The organism is Brevundimonas sp. P2_A6, from assembly GCF_056404975.1.
In genome coordinates this window covers 199,350-217,801 of sequence record NZ_JBFUCZ010000002.1, presented here as the reverse complement: position 1 = coordinate 217,801, position 18,452 = coordinate 199,350, and the positions used below count along the sequence as shown (strand labels likewise).

Below are 18,452 nucleotides of genomic sequence, written 5' to 3'. Positions count from 1 at the left end.
CTCGCGGAGCTCGGCTGCTTCAGGCGGTTCCTTCTTAGCCTAACGCCCCGTGCGCGGAATGGGGCTGCTTGAGGCTAGGCCTTCGCGCCCTTGCGCCCGGTCGGATGGACAGGGTCGGCCATGGCGCGCGCCTCGTCCAGCGGCCATCGCGGACGGGCGGGCGCATCGATATCCGAAACCAGCCCCAGTTGAAGCCGTTCCGCCCCGGCCAGAGCGATCATCGCCGCATTGTCGGTGCAATAGGCCATGGGCGGCGCCAGGAAGGCGAACCCACGCCGTGCGGCCGTCTCCTCCAGCACACGCCGCACCGTCCGGTTGGCGGCCACGCCTCCGGCCACGACGAACAGCCGGTGCGCATGTTTCTCGGCGTAATCGGCCATGGCACGATCCGACCGTTCCGAAAGCTGTCGCGCGATCGCCGTCTGCACCGCTTCGGCCAGATCGGCCCGGTCCTGGTCGCTCTCGCAGGTCTGGGCCAGCCGGGACGCCGCCGTCTTCAGGCCCGAAAAGGAGAAATCGCAGTCCTTGCGTCCCAGCAGGGCTCTGGGCAGGTCGAACCGCGATCCGTCGCCGCCTTCGGCCGCCTTTTCCAGCGCCGGGCCGCCGGGATACCCCAGCTCCAGCGCCTTGGCGATCTTGTCGAACGCCTCGCCCGCGGCATCGTCGATGGTCGTGCCCAGCCGACTCATGTCGCCGATCCCGCGCACCTCCAGCAGCTGACAGTGTCCGCCCGAGACCAGCAGCAGCAGAAACGGATAATCCACCCGCTCGCCCAGCCGCGCCGAGACCGCATGACCCTCCAGATGGTTGACCGCGATCAGCGGCAGGCCCCGCGCCAGAGCCACGGCCTTGCCGAACCCCAGACCCACCATGACCCCGCCGACCAGCCCCGGTCCCGCCGTCGCGGCGACGCCGTCCAGCCGGTCATAGCCGACACCCGCCTCGGCCATCGCCCGTCGCACGACGCCGTCGATCATCTCCACATGGCTGCGGGCCGCGATTTCGGGCACCACGCCCCCGAAGGCCGCATGGTCGTCGATCTGGCTGTGCACCACCGACGACAGCACGGTCGCCTCACCGTCCGGCGTCAGACGCACCACCGCGGCCGCCGTCTCGTCGCAGCTGGTCTCGAGACCGAGAACAGTAAGGTCGGAATGCGGCTTTCCGGCGCGGTTTTCGCTGTTAAGGTCGGGCTCGATTTCCACCGGGTTCAGGTAGCGACCCGGACAACACGACGCAACGGACACGCATGGCCACGATACGGATAGGCACCCGACGCTCAGCCCTGGCGCTGGCGCAATCGGGAATGATGCAACGGGCCATCGCCGCAGCCATGGGATTGCCGATCGAAGAGGTCGTGCTGGTCGAGATCGTCACCACCGGCGACCAGATCCAGGACCGTCGCCTGATGGAGGTCGGCGGCAAGGCCCTGTTCACCAAGGAGATCGAGGAGGCGCTGCTGGACGGTCGCGTCGACATCGCCGTCCATTCGATGAAGGACGTGCCGGCCGAACAGCCCGCCGGCCTGACCATCGCCGCCATCCCCGAGCGAGAGGACGCCCGCGACGCCTTCATCAGCCGCGATTACGACGCGCTTGAGCACCTGCCGCACGGCGGTCGCCTCGGCACCGCCTCCCTGCGGCGCCAGGCCCAGGCCCTGGCGCTCCGTCCCGACCTGCAGATCGAGATGCTGCGCGGAAACATCGACACCCGCCTGCGTCGCGCGGCCGAGGGGGATTTCGACGCCATCCTGCTGGCCGCCTCGGGCCTGAACCGGTTCGGGAAGTCCGATGCGATCCGCAGCCTCCTGTCGGTCGACACCTTCCTGCCCGCGCCCGGTCAGGGCGCGCTGGCGCTGCAGACGCGCGAAGGCGACACCGACCACGCCTGGGTCCAGGCCATGAACCACGGCCCCACCGCCCTGTGCGTCGCCGCCGAACGCGGCGCCATGGTCGCGCTGGAGGGCTCCTGCCGCACCGCCGTCGGCGCCCACGCCCATATCGACGGCGACCGCCTGACCCTGACCACAGAGATGCTGGCCCCGGACGGCACGGCCCGCTGGCGCCGCGCCGGAGAGATGACCGTGATGACCGTGCCGGACGGTCCGGACCATCTGATGGACCGGGCCCGCGACCTGGGCCTGCGCCTGGGCCACGAGGTCCACGCCGCCGCCGGCGATCAGAGCGTGGCGCTTCAGGTCTAGGGCGTGAAGGGCCGGATCGCGTGAGGGTCTGGGTCACCCGCGCCCAGCCCGGGGCCGACCGCACGGCCGAGCGTCTGACCACGCTCGGGTTCACGCCCGTGGTGGTGCCCCTGCTCGAAATCCGCCCGCTCGACGTCACGCTCGACCTCTCCGGCGTTCAGGCCCTCGCCTTCACCAGCCTCAATGGCGTCGCCGCCTTCGCCGCCCGGTCGGCGGAGCGGTCCTTACCCGTCTTCACCGTCGGAGACGCCACGGCCCGGGGCGCGCGAGAGGCCGGCTTCGTCGCTGTCCGCTCCGCCGCGGGAGACCTGACCGCCCTCGCCGACTTGATCCGGCGCGAAGCCCCCGGCCGCTCGATCCTCCACCTCTCGGCCGCCGAACCCGCCGGAGACCTGACCCTGGCGGTCGGCGACGCCGCCGCCATCCGCTCCATCGCCATTTACGGCGCTCTGGAAACCGGCACCTGCGCTCCGGCGGCGTGGGACGCGGTCCTCGTCCACTCCCCCCGTGCCGCCCGCGCCCTGGCCCTGGCCGGCGTCGTCCCGGGCCGGGTCGCCGCCACCATATCGCCTGCCGCCGCCGCACCCTTGATCGACCTGGGGTTCGCCGAGATCCGCGTGGCCCCCACCCCCACCGAAACCGCCCTCCTCGCAGCGCTTGGCAAGCCGGGGGCCAGCGTATAAAGAGCCGCTTCCGTCGCCGACGCCCCCGGGCCGTTCCGACAGGGCCGCTTTAGCTCAGCTGGTAGAGCATCGCATTCGTAATGCGGGGGTCAGGTGTTCGAGTCACCTAAGCGGCACCATCTCTTCCCGTAGGACATAGGGTCGGCCTAAGGCGGACGCCCCTTCCGGTTGGGAGCGGGGGTGGGTCCCACGTGGGGTGCTTCCCGGCCTACGGCCTGATTTCTAGACGCACGAGGCGAGGCACCGGAGAACGTGGACCAAGGTTTGTCGCTAGATCTTGGGCAGCGCCGGCGAGAAAACGTACCGGGCAGCAAACGCGATCCCGCTGAGCGCCACTCGGCCATCTGCATCGATGTCCGAGCGTCTAACAGGGTCCAAATGGATCGCGATGAGCTCGCCCTTCTTGAAACGCTTCAAAATGACCGGGATGCAAAACTCGAACGCCGGATCGTCCAATGCGGCAAGAGCCTGTTTCTCGATCTGTTCGGCGATGATCGGATCGCCGATCTTCACCTCAACCGCGACAGCGCCGTGGTGGATGCTATCATCGGCCTTGATAACTGCCTGATAGAGAGCATCGATCTCCGCACTGCGAAGCTTCACGTTGTTTTGGAGGTGGGTCACTTCGCGTAGTCCCCAGCCTACAGCTTTTGGCGAGGACGCCAGAAAATGTTCGAGGACATGTAGCTTGACGACGATCTGTGCGACCGACTGTTCGTCCACGCGGACGATCTCGCGCGTGGTAAGCGGGAGGCTTAGGGTCTGAATCAGATAGGTGGGCTCGGACCCATCAGGCAGAAAATCATCCGGAAATGCCTCCTCGCCTTCCAACAGGGGGACGAACTGAAAGCACTGCCCTATCCCGGTGGTTTGGCGAGCGGTGTAGCCCGCCGCTCGAATACGGGTAGGCCACAAAACATTCCGCTGCGCAGAACGTAGGTAATCCTTCATGAAGTTGGCAGGATTGTTGGGCGACAGCGTAACCACGCCAGCTTCGGCCAGGGTCCGAATGCAGTTTGCAACGTCTTGAAGCGTGATAAGCGGCCGGTCGAGAACGCCAGTCCGGTCGTCGAACCGCTCGTCAAATAGCGCTTCTAAGACAAAGTTCTTTTGCGACATCGCCCCACCTCGAAGGTGGCACTGTAGACGTGCATTCTTGCACAATCCACACCGATGCTTGCTCGCTATTCCGCCGCGAACTGAAGGCGGTCGGCTTCAATCTCAGACTGCTTCCGCTTCTTGGCCCCGCTTTTTGTGTTGCGGCGGACAACTTCAAACACCTTTCCGAAGTGTCTGGCGGCAGAATCCATCGTCATAGCTAGCAGCTGGGGGTCTCCCAGTTCGATCGACCGAGCGGGCCTCTCCGGCGCTATACCAAGCGCAGTGATGACTGATTCGGCGACCGCGCGCGCGAGTGGCGGAGGAACGGCATTTCCGATCTGTCGTGCGCCATGCCATTTGGTTTGGTGAAGCCTGAACCAGTCAGGAAACCCATGCAGCCTCGCCATTTCGCGCACGGTAATGCATCGGTCGAACTTGTAATGGATCGGTCTAGGGCTCGTGAACGCTCCCCTGGCCGCATCAGTGCCAGCACGAAGCGTGTTGGACACACCTTGGGGAGGAAGACGAAAGAAACGAGAAATCGGTTCAACGTCGCCTGGCACGGTCTCCTTAAAACGCCTGCGCGATATGGCGGTGTGTTCGGTCCGCGCGCTGGATGAGAGAACGTTCGGCTCCCAACGCCTTACGTAGCCGAAGCGCCACGCCTCGTTAGTCAGACACCGCATTTCTTGCGCATACTCGCTGGGCGTTCCCCACGCTGACGTAGCCACGGAGTCCGATTGGTGAAGCTGCTCGAAACTTTCGGCGTCGGGAAGATCGCTCAATGCTTCTGCGCAAGAGGGTCCTTCAGGGGCCGATCCGACCGATCCAGCCGATCTCGTCGTGAGCACGGGATACTCCGGGGGTAAGTGGCCCTTTTTTGTACCCATAAGTATGAGCCGCTCGCGATTCTGGGGGACACCGAAAGTCGACGCGTTCAGGACCTGCCACGGCAAAACAACTTCATATCCGTGGCCCTGAAACTCAGCGATGAGCTCCTCTAGGAATGCCCGGTGCCGACCGACAGTAATGCCCTTCACATTCTCAAAAACGAAGTGCGTCGCCTCAAGTTCGGAGACGATACGAACGAAATCGCGGACGAGCGAATTCCGCGGATCGTCCAGTGCTCGCTTCCCAATAAGGGAGAAGCCCTGGCAAGGTGCGCCGCCGAAGACTACATCGACCTTGCGCCCCCCTATGCCAGCCATTCTTCGGATATCTGCGCCAGTCACGGCTTCAACAGATTGGTTGATGACCGTGGTTTCTGGGAAATTGTAAGCGTGCGCGGCTGCATGGATCGAATCAATTTCTACAGCCGCCACCACATCAAAGCCGGCCTGCTCGAATCCGAGGCTCATGCCTCCGACGCCTGCGAACAGATCGATGCCTATGGGTCTGTTCATGTGTGGTCCCGAGAGCTGCCTTACGAATCTAACGTCAGGGCCGGACAAAGTCGATCGCTTTTTGTTCTCGGCAGGATTTTTTGATGTCTGCGATGCGCGAGGATCACTCCGATCCGGCTTGCTCGAAACCGAAACCCATGCCGCCGCCTCAGGCGAGAAAGTCCATGCCCCACGGACGGGCCGTGGCGATGTTCCTAGATTTGGGAATGACAAGCAAATCGAGTCGCCCGTTGCTAGTCTTATCGTAGGCCTGTGTCGATTTCGGTTGTAGACCGGGCTTCGGCGAGACTGGGCAAGTCTTTTTCAAAAAACCGACCAATCTTCCTCAAAAACCCGACCCAAAAGGACGTCAATGAGCGGCAAACGCAAAATCACCGCGGAAGCCAAACCCGTCGGCGAGGTTCTGCGGGTGATCCACTCCGTACCCGCCAATCAGCGCGACTTCGCTTGGAAGCCGGACGATCAGATCGAAACGCTCTGGACCGATCTGACGACTGCGCTGTCCGAAGGCCGCGACGAGTACTTCCTCGGTGCCGTGGTCGTTCGGCCGACCGGTCTCGGCGCCGCCTACGAGATCGTCGACGGCCAGCAACGACTAACGTCGCTGAGCATGATCTTCGCTGCGATCTCGGCAGCCTGGGGAGCCGACGCGCGCGGTGGCGAGGTAAAAGAGGAATATCTTGGCAGTCGCGACCGCCGCTCCCGGGACGTCCTGCCCAAGCTGACGCTAAACGAGACGAACAACGCCACGTATCAGGCGGTCGTTTTGAACGGCACCGAGGCCCCTGCATCCGACCTGCGCCATAAGTCCAATCAGCTTCTGAAGGACGGCTACGAACGCATTCGCAAACGGCTCGACGAATGGGTCGCTACCCGCCCGGACGTCGAGGACGCAAAGATTGATCTGGAAGAGTTTGTCGCTCAGTCGGCTAATCTCATCGTCATAGAAGTTGGCGACGAGTCGGACGCGTTCGTCATCTTCGAAACGCTGAACGACCGCGGCATGGATCTGGCCGTCTCCGACCTGGTGAAGAACTATCTGTTCGCGTCCGCCGGCAGCGGACCTACGCTTGCGACGATCAAAAAGAGCTGGAGCGATATCGTCCAAGCGGTCGGAAGCGAGAACCTGACCGCCTTCCTGCGCCATTACTGGATGTCGGCCCATGAACTGCTTCGCGAACGCGACCTATACCGGAAACTGCGAGAGGTGGTGAAAGGGCCACAAAAAGCAAAGCAGTTCGCCATCGGCCTGCAGCAGGCGGCCGATCACTATGCGGCGCTGAGTGATCCCTCCCATCCCTATTGGGCCGACTTCGAAGGATCGCCTCAGAACTATGTGCGGCTCTTCAAACTGCTCCGCACGACCCAGTTCCGGCCGCTAGCCCTCGCGGTCATGGAGGGCGGCACCAATAAGGAGGTCGTCGGCATGCTGCGGCTCGTCTGGACAATTTCGTTCCGGTACGTTCTCTCGGGTGCCGGCGCGAACGAACTGGAGAAAACCTATTCGGACGCCGCATTGCTGGTGCGCAAAACCGACAAGCGAAATTTCGAGACCGTGAAAGGGCTGCTCAAGAACGTCACGGTCCCAAATGATCGGTTTGTCGCGGATTTCGAGCAGTACGGCTTCGGCAAGCCGGACATCGCTAGATACGTGTTGGGCGAACTGAACAAGGCAATGGAAACCGACAAGGCCGTACGTGTCGACGAAGACGCCTCGTTGGAGCACATAATGCCTCGCAAGCCGTCGAACGACTGGACCGACTTGCCACCGGCCGACGAGCTCGCCTCATGGGTGGAGCGCATCGGCAACCTCACGGTTCTAGAAAAATCGGTCAACGCCAAGCTAGGCAGCAAGGGCTTCGACAAGAAGAAGACCTTAGGCTTCAACAAATCCAAACTCGCCGTCAACGACGCGGTAAAAGCCGAAGACCGGTGGACCAAGGCCGAGATCGAGGCCCGATCTAAAGCTCTGGCGAAACTCGCTCCCGCTGTTTGGAAGCTGGAGTAAGCGGCGGTCGCTCGTTTTCCACGAGCAGCCTGTTCAGGCGTGAGCGCAATGTCTCGGGGTCGCGCGTCTCGCATTGCCAGATCGTTTCGACCCGCCAGCCCGACCGTTCCAACGCCGCCGCGGTTTCACGATCCCGCTCGCGATTGCGCGCAAGTTTAGGCAACCAGAACTCCGGTCTGGATTTCGGCGGGCGACCGATCTTGCAGCCGTGATTGTGCCAGAAGCAGCCATGCACGAAGACGACGAGCCGGCGGCTGGGTAGGACGATATCGGGCGCGCCGGGCAGGTCTTTGCGGTGCAGCCGGAATCTGGCACCCAAGCTGTGCAGCAGGCGACGAACCGTCATCTCCGGAGCCGTGTTTTTGGATCCGATCCGCGCCATGAGCGCGCTGCGGCTTTCGACGCTCCGATTGTCTGCCATAGCAATCCAACGTGCGAGCCGTCCTGGTGTTCAGCGCAGCGAGATTCCCGCCACCGAAGGCCGAAGACGGTAGTAGGCGCGAGAGACGGCCTTCAATGGAAGGGCGAAGATGGCCGCCTCGTCGGGAACGGATCGCAAGCTCGGGGCCGGTACGTTGGGGAAGCAAAGCGCCTGGTAGACGCTGCGCGAGATCGTTTCGAACTCGACAACATAAATGAGACGCTCGGCGCCGAAGTCTGTCTGCACATCCGCCAGTTGGATGCCAATGGGTTTCACTCCGGAAATTGGGGGATCGCACAGTTTGAACGTCGCCTTCATGCCTTCGCGGACCTGGAACCGCAGTTGCTCTTCGAGCAGGCGCTCCTTGCTCCGCTTGGCTTCGCAGGTAAGCAAAATGTGGTCCTCGGCCCCTGAGGCCGCGGTGTTTGTGACGATGAAAGTCGCGTCGATCTCCGGCTGAGTTTTCATGCCGGTTTGTAGGTGCACGACATCGCGCACGCTTTTCGACAGCGGCGACTCGAACGCGAGATGAGCCTGGATCACCCCTAGATGTACTGCGACTTGGGATAGCCAGGTCTCTTCGTTTCGACCCAGGCGCCTTGCGGTAAACGGGAGGGAGATTGACTGTATGTCGTGGATCGGCGTGTCTTCGAGTGGGCCGAACCGGTCCGGAAATGCTTCGTCTATGTCGTCGTCGAACGGCACGAACTCGAACACACGCTTATTGCCATACACTTGCCGCGCCGTGATGCGCTCGGCGACTAAATCGCTTGGCCAAAGGGCGCTGGCACCTTTCCGCCGCACGATATCCTTGAGGAAGTTGGCGGTGTTGCGCTTGCTGATCTTGACCTTGCTGGCGTCGATCGCCGCCTCGATGTCGGCGCCGGTGACGACGCGATCCGCCTCGTCGCGCTTGCGCCTCCAGAGTTCTCGAAGGACGGGCGCCTTGCGCTGTGCCTTGACAAGAAGGCCCTGCTCATCGGCGACTTCGGCGTCATCGTTGGTGTCGGTCATGAGATTCACATATCTTGAGTCTCGGCGAGTGCGATCCCGTCAACCGAGGGCGAGGGAACTTAAGTGGGTTCGCGACTCCCGATCTCTTTGGCCGCGTAGGGCCACAACGACATGCGGAATCCTCGGTATCTTATATGAAGAACGGCTAACTAGCCCGGCCTTCAACACTTGTGCTCGGTAGCCCCGGAAAAGTAGCCGGCCCGGACATCGGGCGCAGCGATCTCTAATGAAACTCTAGACCTTCAGCCCGACCACTGCCGGCCGCGCGCCGGCCCCACCATGATCATCCCAACCCGTGCCCTCGTGACCACCGTTGCGGGGGCTTTTTCATGCCCCGAAAGGACCCTCCACCGTGCTGAAACTCACCGACCGAGCAGCCGTCACGGCCGCGCTCACCGACCCCGATATCGACCCCGAGCTACGCGCCCTGATCGGCCTTCGCGCGTGGCAGCTCGACGACGTCCGACACCAACCCCTTGGCGAGACGGTCCAGTTCGTCGTCATCCAGCCGGGCGACATCCCCTCCACAATCCACGACGCGGTGGGCTTCCCACTCACCTGGGATCAAGCTGAACAGCCTGGCTTCGAGTGGATGAACGATCATGGTCGGTGGTTCGAGCTCGCCTACGTCCTGACCGACGACCTGGGCCTGATCGTCTTCGTCGCCGACGATCCGGGCGTCGATCACACCCTCCGCTTCAACTGCCTCGCCGTCGCCGATCGTCCAGCGCCGCCGACTTAGCAACACCGACAACCCTAGCCGCCATCCAGCCCCTCACACCCGTGCGGGGCTTTTTTCATGCCTGAAGGAGACCTCCCGTGCTTTCACTGAAAACCTGCGCCGCCGTGGCCGACGCGATCCACGACACCGACCTCGATCCCAGCCTACGCGGGCTGATCCGCCTCCGTGCTCGGCAGCTCCACGCTGGGGCGAAGAGCCACCCGTGGTTCTTCGTCATCAGGGGCGGAGACACGCCCGAGGTCATCAACGACGCCTTGGGGTTCAACATCACCGGCGACGGTGCCGAGGATCTTCGCGTCGACTACATCAAGGACCACGACGGGCGGTGGTTCGAGATCGCCTTCGGACACATCCGCATCTTCGTCGAGAACGGCCCCGGCACCGAGCTCGGCATCCACTACCTGTGCCTTGCTCACTTCTGGTCCTCTGACGGCGAGCGTGGCGCGTGAACCGGTTCCTCGCGTTTATGACGGCGCTACTCGTCCTGGCGGCCATACGGGCGGCGGTGGCGGCTCTCTTGATCGCCCTGGCGATCATGCTGCTTTTCTACGCCGTCACCCGGCCGCGTGAGACCCTGGCCTTCGCGGGTGCCATTACGATCGTCGGCCTCGCCAGCGCACAACCGATAGCCTTCATTGTCACCGTCGGCGTGATCGCTCTAGCGGTGGTCATCGCCGGCGCGCGGCGGAAGTCTCGACACCGACTGCTTTTGACGGATGGCCGGGAACACCGATCACCGGGATCGGAGCAGCTAGATCGAGACCTTCTTGGATAGTCGCCTGAAGACCTCGCGAACAGCCGGGCGGGTACCGGCGGCCTCACCTGCTTACTGGCTCACGTCAGCAAGCGGGTGAGGAGTCGGCTGATGCCTATACACCGGGCTCGAGTTGCTGGATTCGGGCTGCGTTCCTGGGCGGCCGCGTCAGTCGCGGTCAGATCCAGGAACCCTGATGAATTTGATCGGGGTAGGTGGCCCATATCTGGGTGCCGGGGGAGCTAGCGACGCTCTGGCATCCCTGAGGATTTCGAGCACCTGCTCCGCCTTGGGTTGAAAAGCGTGGCCGGCTTCAAGCAGCTTGCTGGATTTGAGATAGACAAGCTTACACCCAATCGCGAGCTCAAGGTTCTGGACGTACCGGGAGATGGTCGGCTGATCGATGCCGAGATCAGTCGCGGCTGACAGCTGATTTCCACTTTTGGCGATCGCGACAAACGCCTCCAGCCACGCCAGGCGTATTTTCCCAATATCGGTCATCGCCATCTCCGCTTCGCGTTCGCGCGCCGAGAAAAGGCCCGCCAGGCGCTTGGCGGACCTACACCAGCAAGCACCAGGTGCACATGTAATTTTTACATGCCTAAGGGTTATGTGCCTGTCAGCTTAGAGATGCATTCCTTGCATTCGATACTTCCAGCGGGGGGATTTTCACACGGTCAATACTGAGTTCTACGTTCGGTCGAGCGAAGAAATCGACGCCTTCCAAGACGTTCATGGCCGAGTGCTATGTAACAAATTGGAATGCGACTTCCTCATCTGAACAGAGAACCACAGCGGATATAGGAGATTCACCGTTGACCGACCAAACCGAGCGCGAGACTTTCAATCTCGCGGCCCAGACTACACAACCGAGCTCCACTAACCCGGCGGAGATCGTGGTAGCCAACGGAGCCGAGGAAAGCGGTGAAAGAGGTGACCCGCCTCCCCCGACACCTGTTTTGCCTGTTTCATCCCGTCCGGACATCGCGCTTCGTCACTCAGTACCAGCAGACACTGACCACTCCGACGACGTCTACACGCCTGCGCCGAAGTCCAACCCCGTTGTGGACGCTCTCATTGCCAATGGCCTGTATCTCGAAGCCGCTGGCGAGGGGGTCCACAGACTGGCCTGCCCTTGGGCTTCGGAACACCCTCCTGAACAGTCCTCTCAGGCGGACTACCTGGAGCCGGACTTCGGCAGACCGATCGGGCGTTTCCGCTGCGCACACCAGCACGCTGAAACGCGCGACGCTCAAAGCTTGATCGATCACCTCGGGCTCACGCCGGACGTCGCCCGTGCCAAGGCGGTGGTCTTTATGCAGACGGGTGAGACCCACCGCGCCGTGGCCGCATCCGAGCGAGTGCTGGCGGCAGACGGCAGCTACTTCAACGCCGGCGGCCCTATCGTCCGAATTGTCACCAAGCCTGGACAGGGCATTTCATCTGAACTCGTCAATGACCAGACGCTGAGCGCGTTCCTAGCTTCGAAGGTCGACTATTATCGAAAGGCCAAGGGCAAAGAATGGGAGCGCTGCGACCCGCCCTCAACCGTGGTCCAAAGCCTTCGGTATGGGCAGGATCGATCACACCTGCGAACGCTCACTGGCCTTTCTAGGCAGCCGTTCTACGGGTCGGATGGGCGTCTCGTATCTCAGTCTGGATTCGATGAGGCGACTGGCATTTATTCGGATTTCGATGAGACGGAGTATGATCTCTGTGACCTAAACCAGGACAAAGCAGAAATCGCACTCGCATATCTGAAATGGCTAATGCGCGAATTCCAGTTCGCTTCAGACGCAGACCGTTCAGCAGCGCTGGCAGCGATCATCACAGCCGCCGTCCGCCCATCTCTGCCTCTAGCCCCAGGATTTAACGTCAACGCCCCTCGATCTGGCGGCGGCAAGAGTTATCTGGCGTCCCTGATCGCGTTGGCTGCCGGCCCGGGCGATCCATACAGCGTGAGTTATCCGACCACGGCTGAAGAAGCGACGAAACTCATTTTGGCGATGTTGCTCGAGAAGCCTGCCGTCGTCTTGTTCGACGACATGCAGATCCAGACGGGTTGGAAGTCGCTGGGTCCCCTCAATAAGGCGCTGACGAGCTCATCAATCACCGAGCGCTATCTTGGCGCGAGCCGAACTGCCACGGCACGGACCAACGTGCTCTTTCTTGGGACGGGCAACAACGTGGAGCCGGCGCAGGATATGCGTCGCCGTGTCGTGTCGATCCGGCTCGCCCCAAAGAGCGAGACGCCGACACTGCGGAAGTTCTCGTTCAACCCTGTCGCTCATATCCGGAAGCACAGGTCCCGGATTGTCCAGGCGGCCCTGACCATCATAGAGGCGCACCGGCTGGCGGGCCAGCCGGTAGCCGACGTGCCGCCAATTGGAAGCTTTGATGAGTGGTCCCTGTTCTGCCGTCACTCTTTGTTGTGGCTGGGCGAGCCAGACCCGGCAACCAGTCTGATCGAGCAGGTTCAGCAGGATAGTGACCAAGACGCGCTCGGCGAGTTTCTTAAGGTCTGGGTCAGGCTATTTGACGATGAGCCGATGATGGTCCGTGAAGTGGAGCCCTATGCCGCCAGAGACGCCAGTTTTGCTGACGCCCTGGACGAGATCGGGTTGATGGACGGCACCGTCGTGAACAGGAAAAAGCTCGGCTGGTACCTCAAGCAGAACCGAGGCCGCTGGGCCAACGGCTTGCGGATCGAGTCAGGGCCGAACTCGCGGCGCAACACCTGGCGGGTGATCGAGGGCTAGACGCCGCCGACTCGCCCGACGACGGTCGGGCCGAGAACCGGCCGCCGAAAAGTGGCAAAACAGGTCGCGCCTCTTTTGCCGGTTTTGCGGGGCCCGGATCGCCGTCCCGCGCGTCGCCAGCCGGCCAAAACCGGCCCGCTGGAGCCCGGCGCGGGGGTCCGATCATCCCGAGATCCAGACCCCCGCCGCGCTGCCCCAGCGCCCGACTCTGGGGCCCTCTCGGGCCTCCGCGCCCCGCTCGTCCCCGACTTTGTGCCCGGGGTCCGCTCTGCCGACGCCGACGGTTCGCCGATCGGCTGGCGCTCAAGACTTTGACATCAATCCCATCATCATCATCAGGAGACCACCCATGCCTAAGGCACGGCTCGACCAGACATATGTGACCCTTGCCTACTGCAAACCCGGCAGGGCGAAGACCGACTATTACGACGAGACCGTCACCGGCTTCGTCCTGGAATGCCGATCCACTGGCGGCAAGACCTATTACCTCCGCTACGCCGACGCCGCTGGCCGACAACGCCAGTTCAAGATCGGCAAGGTAGATGACCTCACCTTCGCGGCGGCCAAGAAGCGGGCGCAGCAGTTGCGGTCCGAGGTCGTCATGGGCGGCGACCCCGGCGCTGCGAAGGCGGAGGCCAAGGCCATCCCGCTCTATCGCGAACTCGCCGCCATGCATCTCGCCGACGCCAAGCTTAGCCAGAAGGCCTACGCCACCACCGAGGCAGTCGTCCGAAACCACCTCCTGCCGAAGTGGGGCAAGACGCGGATCAACGAGATCACGCCGCGTGGCGTCAGCCTTTGGCTGGCAGAGAAGCGGGCCGCCGGCTCGGCCCCGGCGACGGTCGAGAAGATGCGGGTTATTCTGGGCCGATCGTTCGTCTTGGGCGCTCGCTGGGAGGTCATGGGGGCCGACAAGAACCCGACCCGTGGCGTGGCCAGGAAACCCCTGAACAACGCACGCGAACGGTTCCTATCGGCCGAGGAAGCTGCGCGCCTTCGTGAGGCGGTGGCCGGTTCCCATAACCTCCAACTCCAGCACATTGTCGGCCTGCTCCTTCTTACAGGTGCTCGCCTGCGCGAACTGCTGGATGCCAGATGGGAGAACGTCGACGTGAAACGTAAGTCCTGGCTGATCCCGACCAGCAAGACGGGCAAGCCCCGCCACGTTCCCCTGTCTGCGGCGGCATTGGCGATCATCGCCAAGCTGCCACGGTTCAAGGACTGTCCATGGCTGGTGCCCAATCCCGCCACGCTGAAGCCGTTCGTGTCGATCAAGCACGGCTGGCAGAAGGCAATCCGAGACGCGAAGCTGCCTGGTCTTAGAGTCCACGACCTCAGGCACTCGGCGGCGTCGTTCATGGTCAACTCCGGCGTTGATCTCTTCGCCGTCGGTAAGGTGCTGGGTCACGCCAGTTACCAGTCGACCCAGCGGTACTCCCATCTCGCCAACGACACCCTTCTAGCGGCTGTCGAGGCGGGTGCGGCGAAACAGGCTTGGTGAACTCCCATCCCCGCCTCGCGCGCTGGCTTCGGTCGGCTCGCGGGGCGGGGACATCCTTATTTTTTGCTTGGTCAGTCGGCCCTATCCACGCGCGTAATGGACATTCTACGAAACTGACGCTGCAAATGTCCGCGAAGGCGGGCAGCGGAACTGGTCCAGGATCAGATATTGACGGTTATCACCGGATCACGGGAAGACAGTGCCCTACCACGTGAGGGTGCAAATGACTGCCTCGACGCCGCCTAAGCCCAACCCGTTTACTCGAATAACGGTGTTGAGCGTAACGACGCTTGGTGCCATCGCCTCCCTCGTCGGCATTCTAACATATTGTGACGCCCGCGCCAAAGAGATGCCCGAGTTCGAGCGTGATTCCGTGGCTTTCAATGAATATTCGCCAAATAACGACGCCTTCCTCGCCTTTCTACGTAAGCATGACGCTGAAAAAGTGCGCATTAACACGCTGCTCGACTTTAGTCCCATATTTGAAGAACACTTCGTGATGCTCCACGATTGTAACCTCGCGTACAATCTCCCGGGCCAGAGCGAAGAGGCATTTAAGAAAGAGGGGGGGACATACACCTTCCAGGAAGGGCGCATCTACAACCGCGATATTGGGCTTCCGCATCGTCGCATGTGGGAGGGGCACCCCGCCACCGTTTGCAACTCGACGCTTCAAGTCCGTGTAGAGGCCTCGAAAGAAGTGGCCCCCACCACTCATGGGGGGACCGGAATGAACCAGGTCCGGCTGCAAGGCCACTTCGTCATACATCAGGAAATCTCCGGCGCGACCGAGCGGCTAATTCTCCGTCAAGTTGACGAAGATGCCACCTAGACAGGGAGCTCAGCCCGTCGCTCCTCCTACGGCCACCGGCTAGCTTTGGCCCGGGTTCGCTATCTTGCGGCGAGTGCTACCGACGTGCCTGCTTGGCGTCGCTGGATGCGCGCATTCGGCACCGTCCGAGAGAGCTATTTTGAGCGCTGCGGCCAAGACCCGCTAGAGCTAGGGGAAGTCGCCACCGTTGGTTTAATGCTATCAGCTGCCGGGCGGGCGGGGCTGACTGGCCTGCTCGAGTATCCCACCCGGAAACTATCAAAAGAAAATGGCGACGACTGCCATGGACGATGTGATCTCTGGCTGTTGGCACCGAAGAATGCAGACGAGGACGGTTGGGCCTTCGAAGTCAAGCTTGCTCGGGCCAGCCCCCGCGCTTCTAAAAATCGTATCGTGAGGGCTTTCCGGGCGGCTTGGAGAGATGCAGGCGCATTATACGTAACTGAGGCTTCCAAAAGGATCGCCTGCACGGTGATCTTTTGCGACGGCAAAATTCCGATGAACGCTGCCTACTTCCGAACCATTGATCGATTGGCTTCGCAGTCCCACTGGGCTTGGCGCATCAGTCATGAGTCGGAGTTGGGGTCCATGTACGTGCTTCTAAAGCAGCGTCGCCGCGCAAACAGTCTGCGGGTTGGTTCGAGCGCCCCTCTGACACGCCAATGAGAGTGTTCGTGGCCAACTTCGGCCGGGATAACTTCGCTTGGCCTGAATGCTTGGCGAGGTCCGAGGTGGTCACCATGCAGGATCGCCGGGTGCACCCATTCTGGGGCGATGGCGACCGCGCGGGCTACATCGACTTTTGCGTCACCAATCTGAAGACCTTGAAGGGGGTGTCACCTACCCGCTCGACAGCCGGGCGCTTGACGTGACCCCCTGAAACTCCTCCAGGAATAGCTAGAGTCCGCCCCTCGAAAGGACGGACAGAATGAAGCGATCACGGTTCACGGAAGAGCAGATCATCGGGATCCTGCGTGAGCAGGAGGCGGGCGTTGCGACGGCGGAGGTCTGCCGGCGTCACGGTGTCAGCTCGGCGACCTTCTATAAGTGGAAGGCCAAGTTCGGCGGCATGGACGTGTCGGAAGCCCGGCGGCTCAAAGCGCTTGAGGACGAGAACACGAAGCTGAAGCGGATGCTGGCGGACGCGATGCTGGACAACGTCGCGCTGAAGGACTTGCTGGGAAAAAAGTGGTGACGCCCGCTGCGCATCGAGAGGCGGCGGCGCACCTGCAGTCGGTCTATGAGATGAGCGAGCGGCGGGCGTGCCGGGTGCTGGGCACCGATCGGGCGAGCGTGCGCTATCGGGCCACACGGCCGGATGACGGCGTCCTGCGGGATCGGCTGAAGGCCTTGGCGCAGGAGCGCCGGAGGTTCGGCTATCGACGGCTGCACGTGATGCTCCGTCGCGAGGGCCATGCGGTGAACCGTAAGCGTGTCCAGAGGATCTATCGGGAGGAGAGGCTGACGGTGCGCCGCCGCGGCGGGCGCAAGCGCGCCATGGGCACACGACGTCCGCTGGAGCTGCCGCTGGTCGCCAACCAGCGCTGGTCGCTGGACTTCGTCTCCGACCAACTGACCGACGGCCGTCGCTTCCGCATCCTGACGGTGATCGACAACTGCACCCGCGAGTGCCTGGCGCTGGTGGCCGATACCTCGCTGTCGGGCGCACGGGTGGCGCGCGAGTTGGACGTCATCATCCAGCAGCGCGGGCGACCCGAAACGATCATCAGCGACAACGGCACGGAATATACGTCCAACGCCATCCTGGCCTGGGCGGACGACGCCGACGTGGGCTGGCACTACATCGCCCCGGGCAAACCCCAGCAGAACGGCTTCAACGAGAGCTTCAATGGCCGCCTGCGCGACGAACTGCTGAACGAGACGCTGTTCCGATCGTTGCCGCACGCCCGCGGCGTGCTCGAAGCCTGGCGGCGTGACTACAACGAAACCCGGCCGCACTCGAAGCTGGGATGGCTGACGCCCGAGGCCTACGCCAAGGCGCTCACCGGACACATCGGCCGGCCTGCTGCGCGGGTTGATGGCTGCGCAGACCGGCCTCTTGCCACCCCTGCCAATCACGGCTCAGATCAACCAAGGACTCTCGTTATGGCTGGATGAGAAACGGGGGTCACGTCACGCTGGTTCAATCTAGGAACAATAATAACTGAAAGTGCTGGTGACCTTTGGCTGCATCAGGACGGTCGTCACCTATGGTGGACCATAACCCTTGATAATGATCCGATCATCGAGCCCGGAATTGATCCTGGCGTCAGCGATCCGGTGGCTGCGGGAATTTATTTCTATCGAAAGCCATCACAGCCATGGTCAAATAAGGACCGCCTAGGCCGGCCATTGGAATGGCGAAGTCTTCACCCAAAGTGCCCCGACTTTCTGGTCACTGAGGCGACGCTACAGAAGCTGGGCGAGCGCTATTCGGACTATGCTCTGGCTCTGATCGCTGGTGGCGACCTTGAGCCATGGCACAAGTTGGACGACTGGCGGCACCACTCGAGGTCTCGACTGCCCGGAACGGTGTTTAGTGCACGTCGGCGTACCTTTGCAGTCTTGGCGCGACGCGCCATGGACACGGCCGCCTCGTCAAATGGGCAGACTGTCGAAAGGCGCGTCAAAACCAAGAATTTCGACTTCCATGACGTCTACGAACTGGAAGGTCACATTGCCGATCTCTTTGATGCCCAAGAAGGCATCTGTGCCCTTAGCGGGATCCCTCTGCAGGATGACGAGGGAGACGACCGACAGCTTTGCTGCTCACTTGATCGGATCGACAGCGACGGCCACTACGCGCGTGGTAACCTGCAGTTGGTGTGCCGCTTCATCAACGCTTGGAAATCCGATGGGGATGATGGCGAGTTCCGTCGTCTTCTAGAGGTTATTCGCCAGCATGGCCCAATCTGATGATCAGTGGCGCTTAAGCACTGGGTGGCTCGCTGTGGCGGTGTGCGAGATCGGGTAACGCGGACCGCTCTCTAAGCCCCAATAATCAAAGGCGCTGTATGGAGGATAGGGAGTC

General features: G+C 62.3%; 17 protein-coding genes and 1 tRNA gene. 12 read left to right on the top strand and 6 right to left on the bottom strand.

Annotation, left to right across the window (positions count from 1 at the left end):
• Positions 1-74: 74 nt before the first annotated feature.
• Positions 75-1,199 carry a tRNA (adenosine(37)-N6)-threonylcarbamoyltransferase complex transferase subunit TsaD gene (gene tsaD / locus AC1DW4_RS06520; protein ID WP_477016915.1) on the bottom strand — a complete coding sequence of 375 codons (1,125 nt, stop codon included), beginning with the start codon at positions 1,197-1,199 and terminating at the stop codon, positions 75-77.
• 50 nt (positions 1,200-1,249) lie between these two features.
• Between tsaD and hemC the strand changes: the two genes are divergently transcribed.
• The 3 genes from hemC (at position 1,250) to AC1DW4_RS06505 (ending at position 3,005) form a co-directional block, all read left to right on the top strand.
• Positions 1,250-2,203: a hydroxymethylbilane synthase gene (gene hemC / locus AC1DW4_RS06515; RefSeq protein ID WP_477016438.1), complete on the top strand. Its 954-nt coding sequence runs from the start codon at positions 1,250-1,252 to the stop codon at positions 2,201-2,203.
• A gap of 20 nt (positions 2,204-2,223) precedes the next feature.
• Positions 2,224-2,886 carry a uroporphyrinogen-III synthase gene (locus AC1DW4_RS06510; RefSeq protein ID WP_477016437.1) on the top strand — a complete coding sequence of 221 codons (663 nt, stop codon included), beginning with the start codon at positions 2,224-2,226 and terminating at the stop codon, positions 2,884-2,886.
• 43 nt (positions 2,887-2,929) lie between these two features.
• A tRNA-Thr gene (locus AC1DW4_RS06505) sits at positions 2,930-3,005 on the top strand.
• A 151-nt stretch (positions 3,006-3,156) separates the two neighbouring features.
• Here the strand turns inward: AC1DW4_RS06505 and AC1DW4_RS06500 are convergent.
• Positions 3,157-4,005, bottom strand: a complete 849-nt coding sequence (locus AC1DW4_RS06500) for a hypothetical protein (protein ID WP_477016436.1) — start codon at positions 4,003-4,005, stop codon at positions 3,157-3,159.
• A gap of 65 nt (positions 4,006-4,070) precedes the next feature.
• The gene (locus AC1DW4_RS06495) at positions 4,071-5,390 is read right to left on the bottom strand and encodes a DNA cytosine methyltransferase (RefSeq protein ID WP_477016435.1); all 1,320 of its coding nucleotides are present in this window, start codon (positions 5,388-5,390) and stop codon (positions 4,071-4,073) included.
• A 352-nt stretch (positions 5,391-5,742) separates the two neighbouring features.
• On the opposite strand from AC1DW4_RS06495, the gene AC1DW4_RS06490 reads away from it, so the two are divergent.
• Entirely contained in the window at positions 5,743-7,398 is a 1,656-nt protein-coding gene (locus AC1DW4_RS06490) for a DUF262 domain-containing protein (protein WP_477016434.1), read from the top strand.
• On the opposite strand, the gene AC1DW4_RS06485 is transcribed toward AC1DW4_RS06490, so the two are convergent.
• Positions 7,352-7,819, bottom strand: a complete 468-nt coding sequence (locus AC1DW4_RS06485; protein ID WP_477016433.1) for a very short patch repair endonuclease — start codon at positions 7,817-7,819, stop codon at positions 7,352-7,354. The genes AC1DW4_RS06490 and AC1DW4_RS06485 overlap by 47 nt on opposite strands.
• Before the next feature lie 30 nt (positions 7,820-7,849).
• Positions 7,850-8,833 (bottom strand): hypothetical protein, encoded by a 984-nt coding sequence (locus AC1DW4_RS06480; protein ID WP_477016432.1) that lies wholly within the window; start codon positions 8,831-8,833, stop codon positions 7,850-7,852.
• Between the two features lie 352 nt (positions 8,834-9,185).
• On the opposite strand from AC1DW4_RS06480, the gene AC1DW4_RS06475 reads away from it, so the two are divergent.
• The 3 genes from AC1DW4_RS06475 to AC1DW4_RS06465 all read left to right on the top strand — a co-directional run bounded on the left by AC1DW4_RS06475 (position 9,186) and on the right by AC1DW4_RS06465 (position 10,350).
• Positions 9,186-9,575 (top strand): hypothetical protein, encoded by a 390-nt coding sequence (locus tag AC1DW4_RS06475; RefSeq protein ID WP_477016431.1) that lies wholly within the window; start codon positions 9,186-9,188, stop codon positions 9,573-9,575.
• Positions 9,576-9,652: 77 nt separating this feature from the next.
• The gene (locus AC1DW4_RS06470; protein ID WP_477016430.1) at positions 9,653-10,024 is read left to right on the top strand and encodes a hypothetical protein; all 372 of its coding nucleotides are present in this window, start codon (positions 9,653-9,655) and stop codon (positions 10,022-10,024) included.
• Complete coding sequence (locus AC1DW4_RS06465) at positions 10,021-10,350, top strand: hypothetical protein (RefSeq protein WP_477016429.1); 330 nt, start codon at positions 10,021-10,023, stop codon at positions 10,348-10,350. The genes AC1DW4_RS06470 and AC1DW4_RS06465 overlap by 4 nt, the downstream gene beginning before the upstream one ends.
• A gap of 147 nt (positions 10,351-10,497) precedes the next feature.
• Here the strand turns inward: AC1DW4_RS06465 and AC1DW4_RS06460 are convergent, their stop codons facing one another.
• Positions 10,498-10,830, bottom strand: coding sequence for a LysR family transcriptional regulator (locus AC1DW4_RS06460; RefSeq protein WP_477016428.1), 333 nt, complete (start codon positions 10,828-10,830; stop codon positions 10,498-10,500).
• 314 nt (positions 10,831-11,144) lie between these two features.
• Here AC1DW4_RS06460 and AC1DW4_RS06455 point away from each other — a divergent pair, with 314 nt between their 5' ends.
• From AC1DW4_RS06455 to AC1DW4_RS06435, 5 genes are all read left to right on the top strand, one after another.
• Entirely contained in the window at positions 11,145-13,088 is a 1,944-nt protein-coding gene (locus AC1DW4_RS06455) for a hypothetical protein (RefSeq protein ID WP_477016427.1), read from the top strand.
• A gap of 349 nt (positions 13,089-13,437) precedes the next feature.
• Complete coding sequence (locus AC1DW4_RS06450; protein WP_477016426.1) at positions 13,438-14,589, top strand: tyrosine-type recombinase/integrase; 1,152 nt, start codon at positions 13,438-13,440, stop codon at positions 14,587-14,589.
• Between the two features lie 223 nt (positions 14,590-14,812).
• Positions 14,813-15,421 carry a hypothetical protein gene (locus AC1DW4_RS06445; RefSeq protein WP_477016425.1) on the top strand — a complete coding sequence of 203 codons (609 nt, stop codon included), beginning with the start codon at positions 14,813-14,815 and terminating at the stop codon, positions 15,419-15,421.
• 928 nt (positions 15,422-16,349) lie between these two features.
• Positions 16,350-17,539 (top strand): IS3 family transposase gene (locus AC1DW4_RS06440; protein WP_477016424.1). Its coding sequence is split into 2 segments (ribosomal slippage): positions 16,350-16,608 and positions 16,608-17,539, totalling 1,191 coding nucleotides; the frame shifts between segments, so codons are not numbered across the junction.
• Positions 17,540-18,001: 462 nt separating this feature from the next.
• On the top strand, positions 18,002-18,337 hold the full coding sequence (locus AC1DW4_RS06435; RefSeq protein ID WP_477016423.1) for a hypothetical protein: 336 nt from the start codon (positions 18,002-18,004) through the stop codon (positions 18,335-18,337).
• Positions 18,338-18,452 lie beyond the last annotated feature (115 nt).